The organism is Bradyrhizobium sp. CCBAU 11430 (genome assembly GCF_028128855.1).
GTDB lineage: Bacteria > Pseudomonadota > Alphaproteobacteria > Rhizobiales > Xanthobacteraceae > Bradyrhizobium > Bradyrhizobium ottawaense.
Window position 1 is genome coordinate 81,520 of sequence record NZ_LBJV01000071.1, and the last position, 15,023, is coordinate 96,542.

General features: G+C 66.5%; 12 protein-coding genes. 5 read left to right on the plus strand and 7 right to left on the minus strand.

Annotated elements, in window-relative coordinates:
- Positions 1–30: 30 nt before the first annotated feature.
- A complete protein-coding gene (locus tag XI04_RS31560; RefSeq protein WP_271609522.1) occupies positions 31–939 on the plus strand; it encodes a PaaI family thioesterase in 909 nt (302 codons plus the stop codon).
- A 67-nt stretch (positions 940–1,006) separates the two neighbouring features.
- Positions 1,007–1,372 (plus strand): hypothetical protein, encoded by a 366-nt coding sequence (locus XI04_RS31565; RefSeq protein ID WP_038971066.1) that lies wholly within the window; start codon positions 1,007–1,009, stop codon positions 1,370–1,372.
- On the opposite strand, the gene poxB is transcribed toward XI04_RS31565, so the two are convergent.
- The 3 genes from poxB to XI04_RS31580 form a co-directional block, all read right to left on the minus strand.
- Positions 1,369–3,105, minus strand: coding sequence for a ubiquinone-dependent pyruvate dehydrogenase (poxB, locus tag XI04_RS31570; protein ID WP_271609523.1), 1,737 nt, complete (start codon positions 3,103–3,105; stop codon positions 1,369–1,371). The two genes, XI04_RS31565 and poxB, sit on opposite strands and share 4 nt — an antisense overlap.
- A gap of 111 nt (positions 3,106–3,216) precedes the next feature.
- A complete protein-coding gene (locus XI04_RS31575; protein WP_028140437.1) occupies positions 3,217–3,849 on the minus strand; it encodes a 2-dehydro-3-deoxy-6-phosphogalactonate aldolase in 633 nt (210 codons plus the stop codon).
- A 1-nt stretch (position 3,850) separates the two neighbouring features.
- Entirely contained in the window at positions 3,851–4,777 is a 927-nt protein-coding gene (locus tag XI04_RS31580; RefSeq protein WP_271609524.1) for a 2-dehydro-3-deoxygalactonokinase, read from the minus strand.
- A 261-nt stretch (positions 4,778–5,038) separates the two neighbouring features.
- On the opposite strand from XI04_RS31580, the gene XI04_RS31585 reads away from it, so the two are divergent.
- Complete coding sequence (locus XI04_RS31585) at positions 5,039–6,136, plus strand: LLM class flavin-dependent oxidoreductase (protein WP_271609525.1); 1,098 nt, start codon at positions 5,039–5,041, stop codon at positions 6,134–6,136.
- A 58-nt stretch (positions 6,137–6,194) separates the two neighbouring features.
- Positions 6,195–6,764, plus strand: coding sequence for a flavin reductase family protein (locus XI04_RS31590; protein WP_271609526.1), 570 nt, complete (start codon positions 6,195–6,197; stop codon positions 6,762–6,764).
- 101 nt (positions 6,765–6,865) lie between these two features.
- Here XI04_RS31590 and XI04_RS31595 read toward each other — a convergent pair whose 3' ends face one another.
- From XI04_RS31595 to XI04_RS31610, 4 genes are all read right to left on the minus strand, one after another.
- Positions 6,866–8,731: a sigma-54-dependent Fis family transcriptional regulator gene (locus XI04_RS31595; RefSeq protein ID WP_271623880.1), complete on the minus strand. Its 1,866-nt coding sequence runs from the start codon at positions 8,729–8,731 to the stop codon at positions 6,866–6,868.
- Positions 8,732–8,826: 95 nt separating this feature from the next.
- On the minus strand, positions 8,827–12,132 hold the full coding sequence (locus XI04_RS31600) for an acetyl-CoA carboxylase family protein (RefSeq protein WP_271609528.1): 3,306 nt from the start codon (positions 12,130–12,132) through the stop codon (positions 8,827–8,829).
- 125 nt (positions 12,133–12,257) lie between these two features.
- Entirely contained in the window at positions 12,258–12,926 is a 669-nt protein-coding gene (locus tag XI04_RS31605) for an aspartate/glutamate racemase family protein (protein ID WP_271609529.1), read from the minus strand.
- 1 nt (position 12,927) lies between these two features.
- Positions 12,928–13,698 (minus strand): GntR family transcriptional regulator, encoded by a 771-nt coding sequence (locus tag XI04_RS31610; RefSeq protein ID WP_212474890.1) that lies wholly within the window; start codon positions 13,696–13,698, stop codon positions 12,928–12,930.
- Positions 13,699–13,910: 212 nt separating this feature from the next.
- Here XI04_RS31610 and XI04_RS31615 point away from each other — a divergent pair, with 212 nt between their 5' ends.
- Positions 13,911–15,023 (plus strand): ABC transporter ATP-binding protein, encoded by a 1,113-nt coding sequence (locus XI04_RS31615; RefSeq protein WP_370155037.1) that lies wholly within the window; start codon positions 13,911–13,913, stop codon positions 15,021–15,023.

Sequence of the window (15,023 nt, forward strand, 5' to 3'; positions counted from 1 at the left end):
CGGCGCCCGACACTGGTCTAGAACCTTCCCATGAGCACCATACCAACCACGCTCCCGTTCGAGGAACTCGCCGACGCCGTCCAGGGCCGCCGCTCCGATTACGGCCATATCAGCGGGCTCCAGCTCGACCGCTTTGCGCCGGCTGAGGCCTGGTCGAGCCTGCCCTATCGTCCCGTCTTCGTCGGCGACACCGAGACCGGCGTGCTGCATGGCGGCGTCGTCACCGCGATGCTGGACGAGAGCTGCGGCATGGCGGTGCAACTTGCGCTCGACGGCACGCGCGCGATCGCAACCCTCGACCTGCGCATCGACTACCAGAAGCCGGCGACACCCGGCCTCGACATCAAGGCGCATTCGGTCTGCTACCGCACCACGCGCTCGATCGCCTTCGTGCGCTCCACCGCCTATCAGGAGTCCGAGGACGATCCGGTAGCGACTGCGACCGCCTGCTTCATGATCGGCGCCAACCGCACCAACATGCTCGCCGACCGCAGGATGGATGCGCGCAGCATCCCGGTGCTGGAGGCGCCGGAAGATCCGGATGGCCCCTTCGCGCGCAGCCCGTTCGCGCGCGCTCTCGGCATCCGCGTCAATGACGACGGCACACTGACGATGCCGTTCTCGCCAAAAATCATCGGCAACCCGATCCTGCCCGCGATCCATGGCGGCATGACCGGAGCCTTCCTCGAGACCACGGCTGTCATCGGCGTCGCGCGCGAGCTCGGCGCCGCCGCGCCACCCAAGCCGATCGGGCTCACCGTCAACTATCTGCGCTTCGGCCGTGCGCTCGACACGTTTGCCAACGTCTCGATCGTGAAGCAGGGTCGGCGTATCGTCGCCTTCGAGGCGCGCGCCTGGCAGGATGACGCGGCCAAGCCGATCGCCACCGCCTTCGGCCATTTCATGCTGCGCCCGACGCCCGGAAGTGACGAGGAATAAGCGCATTTTGACTTGACGGCCGCAGCTCCGGCCACAACGATAGCGCGTCCCCGCGAGAGGTATTGAATTGCGGCATCCGCTCGACATCGTCGCCATGTTCGCCGCACTCTGGCTGCTGGCCGCGATGATGCTCGACGCGTTGACGCCGAAGGAGCTGACCGCGATCATGATCGGCGTTGCGATCGGCCCCACGATCGTCATCACCGCCGTGTTCTACTATTTGCGCTGCGCGCGAACGGACTTTGCGGTGATGTTCGCAGCGCTCTGGCTGATCTCGGACATCGCCATCGCCTTCGTCTCGCCGACGCAGCTGCCGCATTTCCTGATCGCGCTCGGCTTCCTGCCGGCCCTGCTGATCGGCAGCGTGCTGCACTGGCAGCGCTTCCAGCGCCGCCAGGAGCAGCTGCCCGCGCCTTCGGTGAAGCGGGGCTAACGCGGCAACAAATTCGTCTTCGCAAGATCAAGCACCTCGTCACCGCGGCCGTTCATCACCGCGCGCAGGACCCAGAGGCTGAACCCCTTGACCTGCTCGGTGGTGATGGTCGGCGGCATCGACAGCTCCTGCTTGGCGGTGACGACGTCGAGCAGGGCCGGGCCGTCATGGGCGAGCATCTCCTTGACCGCACCGGGGAGCTCGCCGAGATCCTCGACGCGTTTGGCAAAGATGCCCATTGCGCGCGCCATCGCCGCGAAATCGGGATTCTCCAGGTCGACATTAGTGTCGACGAAACCTGCCGCCTTCATCTCCAGCGCGACGAAGCCGAGCACGCCGTTGTTGAAGATCACGACCTTCACCGGCAGCTTCTCTTGCGTCAGCGTGATCAGATCGCCCATCATCATGGTGAAGCCGCCGTCGCCGGAGAGCGAGATGACCTGGCGGCCCGGCTGGGCGGCCTGCGCACCGATCGCCTGCGGCATCGCGTTGGCCATCGAGCCGTGCACGAAGGAGCCGATCAACCGGCGGCGGCCGTTCATGTCGAGATAGCGCGCGGCCCACACCGTGGGTGTGCCGACATCGGCGGTGAAGACCGCATCGTCGGAGGCATGATCGCTGATGATCTTTGCGAGATATTGCGGGTGGATCGGCTTGCTGCCCGGCGTGCCCTTGGCGAGCGAGTCCAAACCCTCGCGCGCCTTCTTGTAGTGCGCGACGGCGTCGTCGAGATGCTTGCGCTGCGTCTTCGCTTTCAGCAGCGGCAGCAGCGCTTCGATGGTCAACTTGACGTCGCCGACGAGGCCGAGATCGATCTTGCAGCGCCGTCCCAGATTTTCCGGGCGGATGTCGATCTGCGCGACCTTCGCATCGGTCGGAAAGAATTGCTTGTAGGGAAAATCGGTGCCGAGCATCACCAGCGCGTCGCAGGCGTGCATGGCGGCATAGCCCGAGGAGAAGCCGATGAAGCCGGTCATGCCGACGTCATAGGGGTTGTCGTATTCGACGTGCTCCTTGCCACCGAGCGCATGCACGATCGGGCTCTTCAGCGCTTCGGCCAGCTGCATCAAGGGCGCATGCGCGCCGGCGCAGCCGCGACCGCAGAACAGGGTGACGCGCTCGGTGCCGTTGAGGAGATCGGCGAGCGCCTTCAGCTCATTCGCCTGCGGCACCACATGGGGCGCCGACAGCGCGAGTCCGCGCGTGGTCGACAGCGCGCGCTTGGGCGGGCTGCGGAACGCGACGTCGCCGGGCATGGCGACGACGGCGACACCGCGCAGGCCCACCGCCGCACGGATGGCATTCTCCAGCACGTAAGGAAGCTGGCTCGGGTCGGACACCAGCTCGCAATAATGGCTGCATTCGCGGAACAGGTTCTGCGGATGGGTCTCCTGGAAATAGCCACCGCCGATCTCGGCGGTCGGGATCTGCGCCGCGATCGCCAGCACGGGAACGCGGCTGCGATGTGCGTCGAACAGGCCGTTGATCAGATGCAGATTGCCGGGGCCGCAGGAGCCCGCGCACACCGCAAGGCTTCCGGTCATCTCGGCTTCGCCGGCGGCGGCGAACGCGGCGACCTCCTCGTGGCGGACATGGATCCATTCGATGGTGCCGCGGCGGCGCAGCGCCTCGGTCAGGGCGTTCAGGCTGTCGCCGACGATGCCGTAGATGCGCTTGACGCCGGCCTGCTCGAGCGTTGCCACGAACAGATCGGCCACGTTGTTGATCGCCATGTCGGTCTCCTGATTCAGCCAGTCACATCACACGATGCGCAAATATCAGCATCGCGACTCCATGTGGTGGCACAATAGGCTATGTCAGGATCACGGCTAGTTATTGTCCGTTCAATCTTTCTGAATTGCCCGATCGTAAGCCGCGATCGTCGCCTTCGCGCGCGCGGCGACGTCGGCGACGCTCATGCCGGGCTTGTAGAGGCTGGAGCCGAGCCCGAAGGCGGTGACGCCGCCCTTGATGTACTCGGCAAAATTCTGATCGGAGACGCCGCCGACGGCCGCGATCATGACGCCTGATGGCAGCACGGCGCGGATCGCGGCAATGCCGGAGGCACCTAGCACGCTGGCCGGAAAGAATTTCAGGCCCGATGCGCCGGAGCGCGCGGCAAGCAGCGCCTCGGTCGGCGAGAACACGCCGGGTAGCGTGACCATGGCGTACTGATGCGCACGCACGAGCACCTGCGTGTCCACATTCGGCGAGACCATCAGCCTGCCGCCGGCGTCGTTGAGACGATCGACATCCGCGGTCGCCAGCACCGTGCCGGCGCCGATCAGCACGCCCGGAGGTGCCTGCTTCACCGCCGTTGCAATGGAGCGGAACGGATCGGGCGAGTTCAGGGGGATCTCGATCGCGGTCATGCCGGCTTCGATCAGCACGGCGACGATCGCCTCGGTCTCCTCGGGCTTGACGCCACGCAGGATCGCAACCAGCGGCCGCTTCATCGGCGGAAAGGGAACGCTCATCTCAAAGATCCTCTGATTTCGTCCAGATCGCGGCAGCTGCCATCGAAAGGCCACGGCGGACGGCTTCATCCGCATCGACCGTATCAGCGTTGACCGACAGCGCCTCAAACGCCAGCCGGTACAGCATCGCAAGCCGCCCCGAGGCGATCAGCTTGACGCCCGCTTGCGGCACGAGGCCCGAAAGCCCCGCCGCCAGCTCGACGCCGATCAACGTCCCCGACAGCGTCTCGCGCGCCGCGGCCGGCGTGCCGCCGAACAGAAGCTGGCGCGACCGCGCGCCGAACAAGAGATTGGCGGCGAAGGCCGGCGCCTCATAGGCGGCCTTCACCGCCGCCTTGAAGCTCGCGACATCCTCGGCCTCGTCGGCGCCGGCGACCGCGAGCGACAGGATGGTCTCGCGCGAGACGACGCTGAAGAGCTCGCCGGTCATGAAGGTGGAGAAGCGTTCGACCACGCCGTCCCTCACGCGCACCCATTTCGAATGCGTGCCGGGCATGCAGACCAGCGCCTCGCCCGCGGCATCGAGGCCGAGCGCGCCGAGCAGCTGCGTTTCCTCGCCGCGCATGACGTCCGGCGCGGCTGCATCGCGCTGCGCGATGCCCGGCAGGATGCGGATGTCGCGCGCTTCGCCGGGGACGCGCACGGCCTGTTTCAGGACGGCCGAGAGCGGCGCCGGCGTGTCGACATAGCCGGCTTCGACCCAGCCGTTCCTGGCGCCGGCCATGCCGCAGACGAGAACCGGCAGATGATCCGGCGCTTCGATCGCCGCAAGATGCGATCGCAGCACGGCGGGAAAGCCTGCCTTCGCCGCCGCCAGCATGCCCTCGCCGCTGCGGCGCTCGGTCAGCACCTGGCCGGCACGATCGACCAGCCACAGCCGGAAACTGCTGGTGCCCCAGTCCACCGCGACATAAGCGGGTTCGGTCATTCGAAACTGTCCTCGTCTCACGGCCGGGACGCCGTCTCGCGACAATGAGACGACGTCTTGCGGGTCTACCGCCGGGATACCGGCTATTGTGCGGGCAAACCAGCCCTTTCTCCGCAATTCGAGGCTCAGCCGTGCTGGCACAGCGCTTGCTGAACCGCTGGCACAGCGCTTGCTGAACCGCTGGCACAGCGCTTGCTGAAGCTTCGTTGCTCAACTCCGTCAACGCGCGACAAGACGCGTCAACATCAGATGAGGAAACCCATGGAGATCGGCTATTTCACGATGCCTTCGCATCCGCCGGAGTGCGGCCTGAAGGAAGGGAACGATTGGGACCTGCAGGTCATGCGCTGGCTCGACGAGCTCGGCTATCTGGAGGCCTGGGTCGGCGAGCACCACACCGCGCCCTGGGAACCCAATCCCACGCCGGACCTCCTCATCGCGCAGGCCCTGATGCAGACCAAGAAGCTTCGGATCGGGCCGGGCGGATTCCTGCTGCCCTATCACCATCCGGCCGAGCTCGCCAACCGGGTCGCGATGCTCGACCATCTCTCCGAGGGCCGGCTCAATTTCGGCGTCGCGGCCTCCGGGCTGCCGAGCGACTGGGCGATGTTCAACGTCGACGGCATGAGCGGGCAGAACCGCGATATGACGCGCGAGGCTCTGGAGATCATCCTGAAGCTGTGGACCGAGCCCGCGCCCTTCACCCACAAGGGCAAGTTCTGGACCGTGACCAAGCCGGACACGATGTTCGACTTCCTCAAGCCGCACATCAAGCCGCTGCAGGCGCCGCATCCGCCGATCGGCGTCGCCGGGCTGTCGAAGAACTCGGACACGCTGAAGCTCGCCGGCGAGCGCGGCTTCATCCCGATGAGCCTCAACCTCAACCCGGCCTATGTCTCGAGCCACTGGGACTCCGTCGAGATCGGCGCCGCCAAGACCGGGCGCAAGCCGAACCGGCAGGATTGGCGTCTGGTGCGCGAGGTGTGTGTCGCCGACACCGACGAAGAGGCCTGGAAGCTCTCGACCGGCGACATGATGGGCCGGATGATGGGCGAGTACTTCCTGCCGCTGCTCGGCCATTTCGGCTTCAAGGATTATCTCAAGCACGCCCCCGATGTCCCCGACGGCGACGTCACGGTCGAATATTGCGCCAAGCGGAACTGGATCGTCGGCTCGCCCGCGACCGTCGCCGAGAAGATCGAGAAGATCTACGACGAGGTCGGCGGCTTCGGCGTGCTGCTGGTGTTCGGCTTCGACTACAAGCACAAGGCGGAAGCCTGGCACCACTCGCTCTCGCTGCTGAAGAACGAGGTGATGCCGCGCCTTGCGCATCTCGGCTCCGCGAAGAAGGCGGCTTGACGCTCAGCGGGTGCGGCGCGATCGTGCCGCACCCGCTTCTGTTTTCGGAGATGTTCGCGTGACGTTCGACGCCAGTCCTTTCGACGCAAAGGATTTCAAGCAGGCGATGCGCCAATGTGCAGGAGCCGTGGCGCTGGTCACGGTCGGCGCCGAGCACGGCAAGCGCACGGGGCTGACGGTGACGTCGGCCTGCTCGCTGTCGGATAGCCCGCCCTCGCTGATCGTCTGCGTCAACCGCAACGCCAGCGCACATGCGCGCATCCGCGAGGAAGGCGCCTTCGCGATCAACTTCCTGCACGAGGATCACGCGCTGCTGGCGCTCACCTTCAGCGGCCAGAAGGGCGTCAACGGCGACGACCGCTTTGCGTTCGGCCAATGGACGCGTGACGTGACCGGCGCCCCGGTGTTGACCGACGCGGTCGCCGCGTTCGACTGCGTGCTGGCGCAGGAATTCGAGACGACGACGCATTCGATCTTCGTCGGCGAGGTACGTGGGGTGTCGCACGGCGCGGAAGCGACCCCGCTGATTTATCTCCGCAGCAGCTTCCACACGCCGCGCGAGATGCGCGGCACCGTCACTGTTGGCGATCTCGACTCGCGGCATCTGAGCTGGAGCGACTTTTCGTAAGGAACGGCGCTCTCTTTCCTTCTCTTGTGACCCCTCACCCGTCTCGCCGCTACGCGGCGATCCACCCTCTCCCACAAGGGGAGTGGGGAAGAAAGGGACGCCTACTGCGCGGTCTCGATCTTCAACTGCTTGATCTTCCGATACAGCGTTGCGCGGCTAAGCTTCAGCGCGCGGGCAGCCTCCGTCACGCGGCCGCCGTGCTTGCGCAGGGCCTCGACAATCGTCGCACGCTCGGCCGCTGCGAGATCAGGCTCTGCTCTCCCGCCGAACGGCGGCAGATCGAGATCGGCATCGGTGATCACCCCATCCTCCGCGGTGCAGCCGGCGAGCCGCAGCACGTGGCGGAGCTGGCGCATGTTGCCGGGATAGGAATAGGCCGAGAGCAGCGACCACGCTTCGTCCGAGAAGCGGCAGTTCGGCGCCTCCTCGCGCGCGATCCGGCGGATGACGTCGTCCCGATCCGCGCGCTCACGCAGCGCCGGCAGCCGCACCTCCAGGCCGCGCAGGCGGAAATAGAGATCGGCGCGGAAGGCGCCCTCTTCGGCCATGCGGCCGAGATCGCGGTGGGTGGCGCTGATCAGGCGGATATCGACGCAGACGGGCTTGAGCGCGCCAAGCGGCCAGACCTCGCGGTTTTCCAGCACGCGCAGCAAGCGCGTCTGCAGCGCAATCGGCATGTCCCCGATCTCGTCGAGGAACAGCGTGCCGCCGTCGGCCTGCACGATCAACCCCTTCGAACCGTCGCGCCGCGCCCCGGTGAACGCGCCGGCCTCGTAGCCGAACAGCTCGGCGTCGATCAGGCTCTCCGGCATCGCCGCGCAATTCAGTGCGACATAATTGCTGCGCGCCCGGCTGCTCGCGGCGTGAATGGCGCGCGCGAACACGTCCTTGCCGACGCCGGTCTCGCCATGGAGCAGCACCGGCAGATTGTGATCGCCGATGCTTCGGAGCCGCTTCACGCTCCTGATCAGCCCGGGATCGCGACCGGCAAGCCGGTGCAGCGCGTCGAAGCGATCGACAGGCGCATCGCGGCGCGGCGCGAGCGGACGCGCCGATGATCTCGTCTGCAGGGGCGGCGCAACATGCCCCTGCCCTAACGCACTGCCATCGGCGCGACGCAACTCGACTGTCTCGTCCGCGCCGCGGGCGGCATGACGATCGAACTTGACGTAGCGCGACAGGTCGATGCCGGATGCGATCAAGCCGTCGGTGAGGCCCAGCAGTGCGCGCGCCGAACGGCAGGCGCCGACGATGCGGCGATCGTCGTCATAGGCCAGCAGACCGCTGCCGCCGTCGCCCGGCACGGTCGCGATCCAGGCGTTGCGGAAATGACCGCGGAAGATCGCGCCCTCCATGCGCCGCGTCGCCTCCATCGTCACCGCGAGCGCGAGCTGATGCGCAGCGCGCTCGAGATCCTCTCGGCAAGAGGTGATGTTCACGGCACCGGCGAGGCGACCGGCGTGGTCGAACAGCGGCGCCACGGCGCAGGAGAACATGTGCCACTGCGCGCGAAAATGCTCGTCACGATGCACCAGGATCGGCCTTTGCTCCGCAAGTGCGGTGCCGAGCCCGTTGGTGCCTTCGAAAGCCTCGGAAAAATTCGAGCCGGTATAGACCTTCCAGCGCATGAATATCTCAGTATCGGCCGGGCCGGGCAGCCGGCTCCACAGCATCGTGGCGCTGGGGTCGGCGAGATTGACGCAATAGCCGGCCTCGCGCAGCACCCGCGCGAGGTCTTCGAGCTCCGGCGTCGCCAGCTGGATCAGCTGCTCCATCGGTTCGGCGACATGCCGGACCTCGGCCTCGGTCAGCGTCTGCGGCGGTCCCTGGCGGGCGGGGTCGAGCTTGTGGCTGATCAGGCAGCGCCGCCAGGAATCGGCAATGCGCGAAGAGGCATCGACGTCGGCCAATTGATTGGCGACGGACAAGACGCGGGCGACATGGTTCGAGGCCGACAGGCTGGCCATCGCGGACGTCTCCACCCTGTATTATTGTGCAAAGTCTGGCACCACAGGCGGGGATGTCAATCCGGAACCGAAACGCAGCTATTGCTGCACCGCCCTCACCACGTATCGATGCACGGCCGCTTCTTCCCGGCCCTGGCCGGCGGCTTCGGCACCGAACGGAGTCCGGCCATGATCCAGCGCCGCGTCTCGGCGGGGTCGATGACGTTGTCGATCTCGAACACCGAGGCGATCGAGACCGCCTTGCCGTTGGCATAGAGCTCGGCGACCTTGTTGCGGTAATAGGTCTCGCGCTCCTCGGGGTCGGCGATGGCTTCCATCTCCTTGCGGAAGCCGAGGCGGACGTACCCCTCCAGCCCCATGCCGCCGAACTCGCCGGTCGGCCAGGCCGCGGTGAAGAACGAGGCGTGGAAGCCGCCGCCGATCATCGACTGTGCGCCGAGGCCATAGCCCTTGCGCAGCACGATGCCGAACAGCGGCACGGTGAGGCTCGCGCCCGTGACGAACATGCGGGAGACGTGGCGCACGATCGCGGTCTTCTCCGCTTCCGGGCCGACCATGAAGCCGGGCGTGTCGCAAAGCGAGACGACGGGCAAATCGAAGGCGTCGCAGAGCTGGAGGAAGCGCGCGGCCTTGTCGCCGGCATCGGCATCGATGGCGCCGCCAAGGTGACGCGGATTGTTGGCGATCAGGCCGAACGGTTTTCCTTCGATGCGGATCAGCGCGGTGATCATGCCGACGCCGTAGTCGCGGCGCAGCTCCAGAACGGAATCCTTGTCGGCGACGAGATCGATGACGCTGCGGATATCGTAGACGCGCAGGCGATTCTCGGGGATGGCCCGGCGCAGCAGGCGCTGGTCGGCGGCCTCCCACCCCGTCACCGCGCCCTGGAAATAGGACAGGTATTTTTGCGCGACGGATGTCGCCTCCTCCTCGTCCTCGACGAGGATGTCGATGACGCCGTTCGGCGACTGGAACGAGACAGGGCCGACCTCGGCCGGATGATAGACGCCGAGGCCGCCGCCCTCGATCATCGCAGGGCCGCCCATGCCGATCGAGGCGTTCTTGGTGGCGATGATGACGTCGCAGCAGCCGAGCATCGCGGCGTTGCCGGCGAAGCAATAGCCGGAGACGACACCAATCACGGGCACGAGGCCGGAGAGCCTTGCGAACTGCACGAAGGACGGACCGTCGAGACCGGTCATGCCGAGCCGATCAGTGTCGCCGGGCCGGCCGCCGCCACCTTCGGCATAGAACACCAGCGGCACGCGCCAATCTTCCGCCAAGGTCAGCATGCGGTCGATCTTCTTGTGGTTCATGTGGCCCTGCGTGCCCGCGAGCACGGTGTAGTCATAGGCCACGACGATGCAGCGCGCACCCTCGGGCCCGAACTTCTCGCCATTGACCGTGGCGACGCCCATGACGAGACCGTCGGCCGGCGTGTTCTTGATGAGATCGTCGAGCTTGCGGCGGCGGCGCTGCGCCGCGATGGCAAGGCTGCCGTATTCCATGAACGAGCCTTCGTCGACGAGCTGGGCGACGTTCTCGCGCGCGGTGCGCTGATTGGTGTTGCGGCGGCGCTCGACCGAGGCGGGGCGATTCGCATCCAGCGTGTTGGCCTGGCGCGCGATCAGCTCGGCGAGGTCGGGGCGGATGTGGTCGAGATCGATATCGGCTTCGGCCGTCGTGCTGTCGGCCGCGACGTCGAGCGGCTCCAGATAGAGGATCGCCTCGCCATGCAGCAGCGTGGCACCGTCGCCGGCGGCGAGTTTTGTCACCCGGCCGCCCTGCTCGGCCATCACGAGATGCTCCATCTTCATGGACTCGATCACGGCGAGCTGCTGGCCGGGGCGCACGATCTCGCCCTCCTTCACCTGAATGGTGACGATGGTTCCTTGCAAGGGCGCTGCGACCATCACCGTGCCTTCAGGCACGATCTGCGCGACATGCGTCTCCGCGCCGTAAACGCCACTTCCTTCGGTCGGCGCAAAGTAGAGCGGCTTGGCCGCACCGTCGGCGGCATCGACGAGCTTTGCGATATTGCGATCGATGAAGTCGGTCGCGATTCGGTTGGTCCTGAAATCAGGATGCGCCAGCACCGCCTGCAGGAAGGCGATATTGGTGACCACGCCGTCGATCCGGAACTCGCGCAAGGCGCGCGAGGCTTTTGCAACGACATCATGCCAGGTTTCGCCCGGCGTATGCACGATGACTTTCGCGAGGAGCGAGTCGAAGGCCGCGCTGGTCTTGTAGCCGGCGTAACCAAAGCTATCGACGCGCACGCCCGGCCCTGACGGCGGCTCGAAAACAGCGAGCACGCCGCCGGTCGGATGCGTCGCGCCTGATGCGTCCAGCGTCTCCATGTTGACGCGGAGCTGCATGGCATGGCCGCGCGGCTTCGGGATCGATCCCTGCGCAAGGCCAAGCGAGGCGAGTGTGCTGCCCGCCGCGACCGCAAGCTGGGCGCGGACGAGGTCGAGCCCGAGTACCTCCTCCGTCACGGTGTGCTCGACCTGAAGCCGCGGATTGGCCTCGATGAAGGCAAAGCTGTCCTCGGCCGTGCCGTCGACCAGGAACTCGAAGGTGCCGAGATTGTCGTAAGCAGCCGCTGTCGCAAGCTGCTTCGCCGCCTCGATGATTCGGCCGCGCAAGGGCTCGCTCAGCGAGGGGCTCGGCGCCACCTCGATCAGCTTCTGGTGCCGGCGCTGGATGGTGCATTCGCGCTCCCAGAGATGGGAGATCGCGCCGTGCTTGTCGCCGATGATCTGCACCTCGATATGGCGCGCCTGCCGGATCAGCCGCTCGGCATAGACACCGTCGAAGCCGAAGGCAGCCTTGGCCTCGGACTGGCAGCGCGCATAGGCCTCCGTGAGATCGGCCGCGTTCTCGACGACGCGCATGCCGCGCCCACCGCCGCCAGCCATGGCCTTGATCACGATCGCAGCATTGCTGCCGAGGGAGCTGAAGAACGCCGTGATCTCCTCCAGCGAGGACGGCCCGCTGGTGCCGGCAATGATCGGCACGCCGCAACGCTTTGCCAGTTGTCGTGCCGCGACCTTGTCGCCGAACAGTTCGAGCGCGGCCGGCTTCGGGCCGACGAAGGTGAGTCCTGCATCGGCGCACGCGTTGGCGAATGCCGCGTTCTCGCTAAGGAAGCCGTAGCCGGGATGCACGGCATCGGAGCCGACGCTCTTTGCCGCCGTCACCACCGCATCGATGTCGAGATAGGCCCTGGCGCCACGGCCGGGGATTTCGACCGCTTCGTCGGCAACACGCACGTGAAGCGACAGCGCATCATCAGCGGGATGGATCGCGACGGTCGCGATGCCGGCGTCGGCCGCCGCGCGCGCGATGCGGATGGCGATCTCGCCGCGATTGGCAATCAGGAGCTTCTTGAACGACATGCGGCGGTCTCCATGCCCGCAAGCGGAGCGGGTCGGCAGGTTCGATGGTCCTGCTTCTTCACTTTAGCCGCTGCCGTCAAGGCTGGGGAAGCCGGTTGCGATGACCGCTCCCGCGGGCCGGAATATCAGCCGGCCGCACGCGCTGCGACGAGGCAAATAATCCGCGCCACGGCAGACGGGATCGGCGCGATGATCGGCACGGCGAACATGGGCTGAAGCGTTCGCGCAGCTCCGCCGAGCGGCCCGCCACCGATGATCACAGCCTCAGCTCCGTCCTTCACGATGCAGGCTTCGACCGCGCCGGCAAGAGCCGCGCGCAGCCGTTCCGAATCGCGCATCAGCTCGTGCGGATCGCCATCGGCGAAGCGCGTGCCCGTATAGCTGGATCGCAAGCCCAGCGCTTCAGGCAAGGCGTCGATCTTCGCCCCGAGCAGCGGCGTCGTGGTCGCCACGCCGAAGCGACGACCACCTTCGGCCGCCGCGAGCATCGACGCCTCGCCGATGCCGACTGCAGGCAGGTTCAGCGCGCTCTTGATCCCGGCGAGGCCCGGGTCGCCGAACGCAGCGACGATCATGCCGTCGCAAAGGTTCCGATGCGCGCTCGCGATCTCCTCGACCTCGGGCGCAGCCGCGTCCAGCGCAGCCGCCGAAACGATCATTTGGGGAGCGCGTGTTGCGGTGGCGCCGACGATGTCGAAGCTGTCGGGAATTGCGGACCTCGCAATGGCGACCATCATCGCGGTGGTCGCCTCGAGACTGTTCGGATTGATCAGGAGGATGCGACGGCCTGACATGTCAGGCGCCGGCCCGTGAGCGCGCACCGATCTCCTTGAAGATCGCAGTGAATTCGTCGACCTCGTCCTTGTCCCCCTGCCGGCTGATCCGGCGCTCCATCTCCTCGATGTGATGACGCATCGCGTGGATCGCGCCCGCCTTGTCCCGGGCGAGGATCAACGCCCCGATGTCGGGGTGTGCATCGGGCGAGCAATCCGGCTCGCCCGGCTGCTCGAACGTCGCGATGGCCAGCGATGTCCGCAGCATCAGCTCGCGCGACATGTCCAACAGAACGCGGTTGCCCGCAAGCTTGGCGACCAGGATATGGAATTCCGCCGTAAGCGACAGCGAGGCCCAGCGGTCGTTGCGATCGTGGCGCGCCTCCAGCTCCATGTGCGCCTTCAGCGCGGCTCTGCCGGACTTGTCCAGCCGGTCGACTGCCGCGGCGACCGCGGCGACCTCGATGATGCGGCGCGCGGCAAAGATGTCCTGCGCCTCCTCCCAGCTCGGCCGGTACACGAACGCCCCGCGGTTGGGGATCTGCATCACCACCTTGCGCGAGGCGAGATGGGCGAGCGCCTGCCGGACGTGAATCCGCGTCGTGCCGAAGGCAGAAGCAAGCTTGTCCTCGCCGAGCTTGGCGCCGGGCTTGAGCCGCTTCTGGCTGATGGCGGTCAGGATGCCCTGGACCACCGGATCATCGTCGATGCTGCGCGGATCGACGGCATCTGGCTCCCCGTGTTTCGGCGCGGGGCGCTTCCGCGGGCGCTTGAGGGGGCGGGTTCGCTTCATGCCTCGCTTTTACAGGATTCTGGAATGTTGCCGCAGCCTATTTTTTATACAAACGAGGCCAATATATGTTTACAATGTAGCCACAATATTGGCGCCAATATTTGGCGACAATCAATTACCTGCGTATTCACAATGTGTTGGCGAACCGTCTGCATTGGCACGGCGCTTGCTGACGCCCCTCCGGCAGGACAACGCAAACGACGGAGCTGGCGTTGAGTGACGTGCGCGGACATTCGCTGGATCTGAAGGGCATCGGCCATGCTTTCGGCGCGACGGTCGCGCTGGACGAGATCGATCTTGCCGTCGCAGCCGGAGAGCTGATCGCGCTACTCGGGCCGTCAGGCTGCGGCAAGACCACGATGCTCCAGATCATCGCCGGCTTCCTGCGGCCGTCCAGAGGGGAAGTCCGCTTCGACGGTGCACGCGTCGAGCATATCCCCGCAAACCGCCGCCGCATCGGCATGGTGTTCCAGAACTACGCGCTGTTTCCGCATCTTTCCGTGTTCGAGAATGTTGCCTACGGCTTGCGGGCGCGCAAGACGCCCGGCGCCACGGTCTCTGCCAAGGTCGAGCAGATGCTCGGCCTCGTCCAGATGACGGCGTTCGCGCGCCGGCTGCCCGGAGAGCTGTCCGGCGGACAGCAGCAGCGCGTGGCTCTGGCGCGCGCGCTTGCGATTGATCCAGGCCTCGTCCTGCTCGACGAGCCGTTCTCGGCGCTCGACAAGAATCTGCGCCTCGACATGCAGATCGAGATCAAGAGCCTGCTGAAGACCTTCGGCGTCACCTCCATCATCGTCACGCACGACCAGGAGGAGGCGCTGTCGATGGCCGACCGCATCGTCGTCCTCAACAAGGGACGCATCGAGCAGATCGACAACCCGGACGCGCTCTACGACCGGCCGGCCAGCCTCTTCATATCGAGCTTCATCGGTCACACCAATTTGCTGCGCGGCACCGTCACCGAGGCGGACCGCGTGTTGCTGGAGGCGGGTCCCGAGATCGACCTCGGGCGCTCCGCGCAACGACGGCGCGGCACGCCGGTGACGATCTCGGTGCGACCCGAGAACATCGCATTCGGCGCCGCCGATCGACCCGGCGCCATTCCCGTCACGATCCGCGCCACCGTGCCGCTCGGCGCCGTCAGCGTCACCGAGGGCGTCACCCCGAGCGGCGAGGCGGTGAAGATCAGCCAGGCGCGCGCCGCGACCACGGCGAAGGCGCAGACGGGATCGACCGCCTGGCTCGCAATCTCCGACGTCTCGCGCGTCAGCGTTTTCAGCACGCCGGTCGACGGCGTCCCGGACCATCAGCAAAGGAGCGTTTGA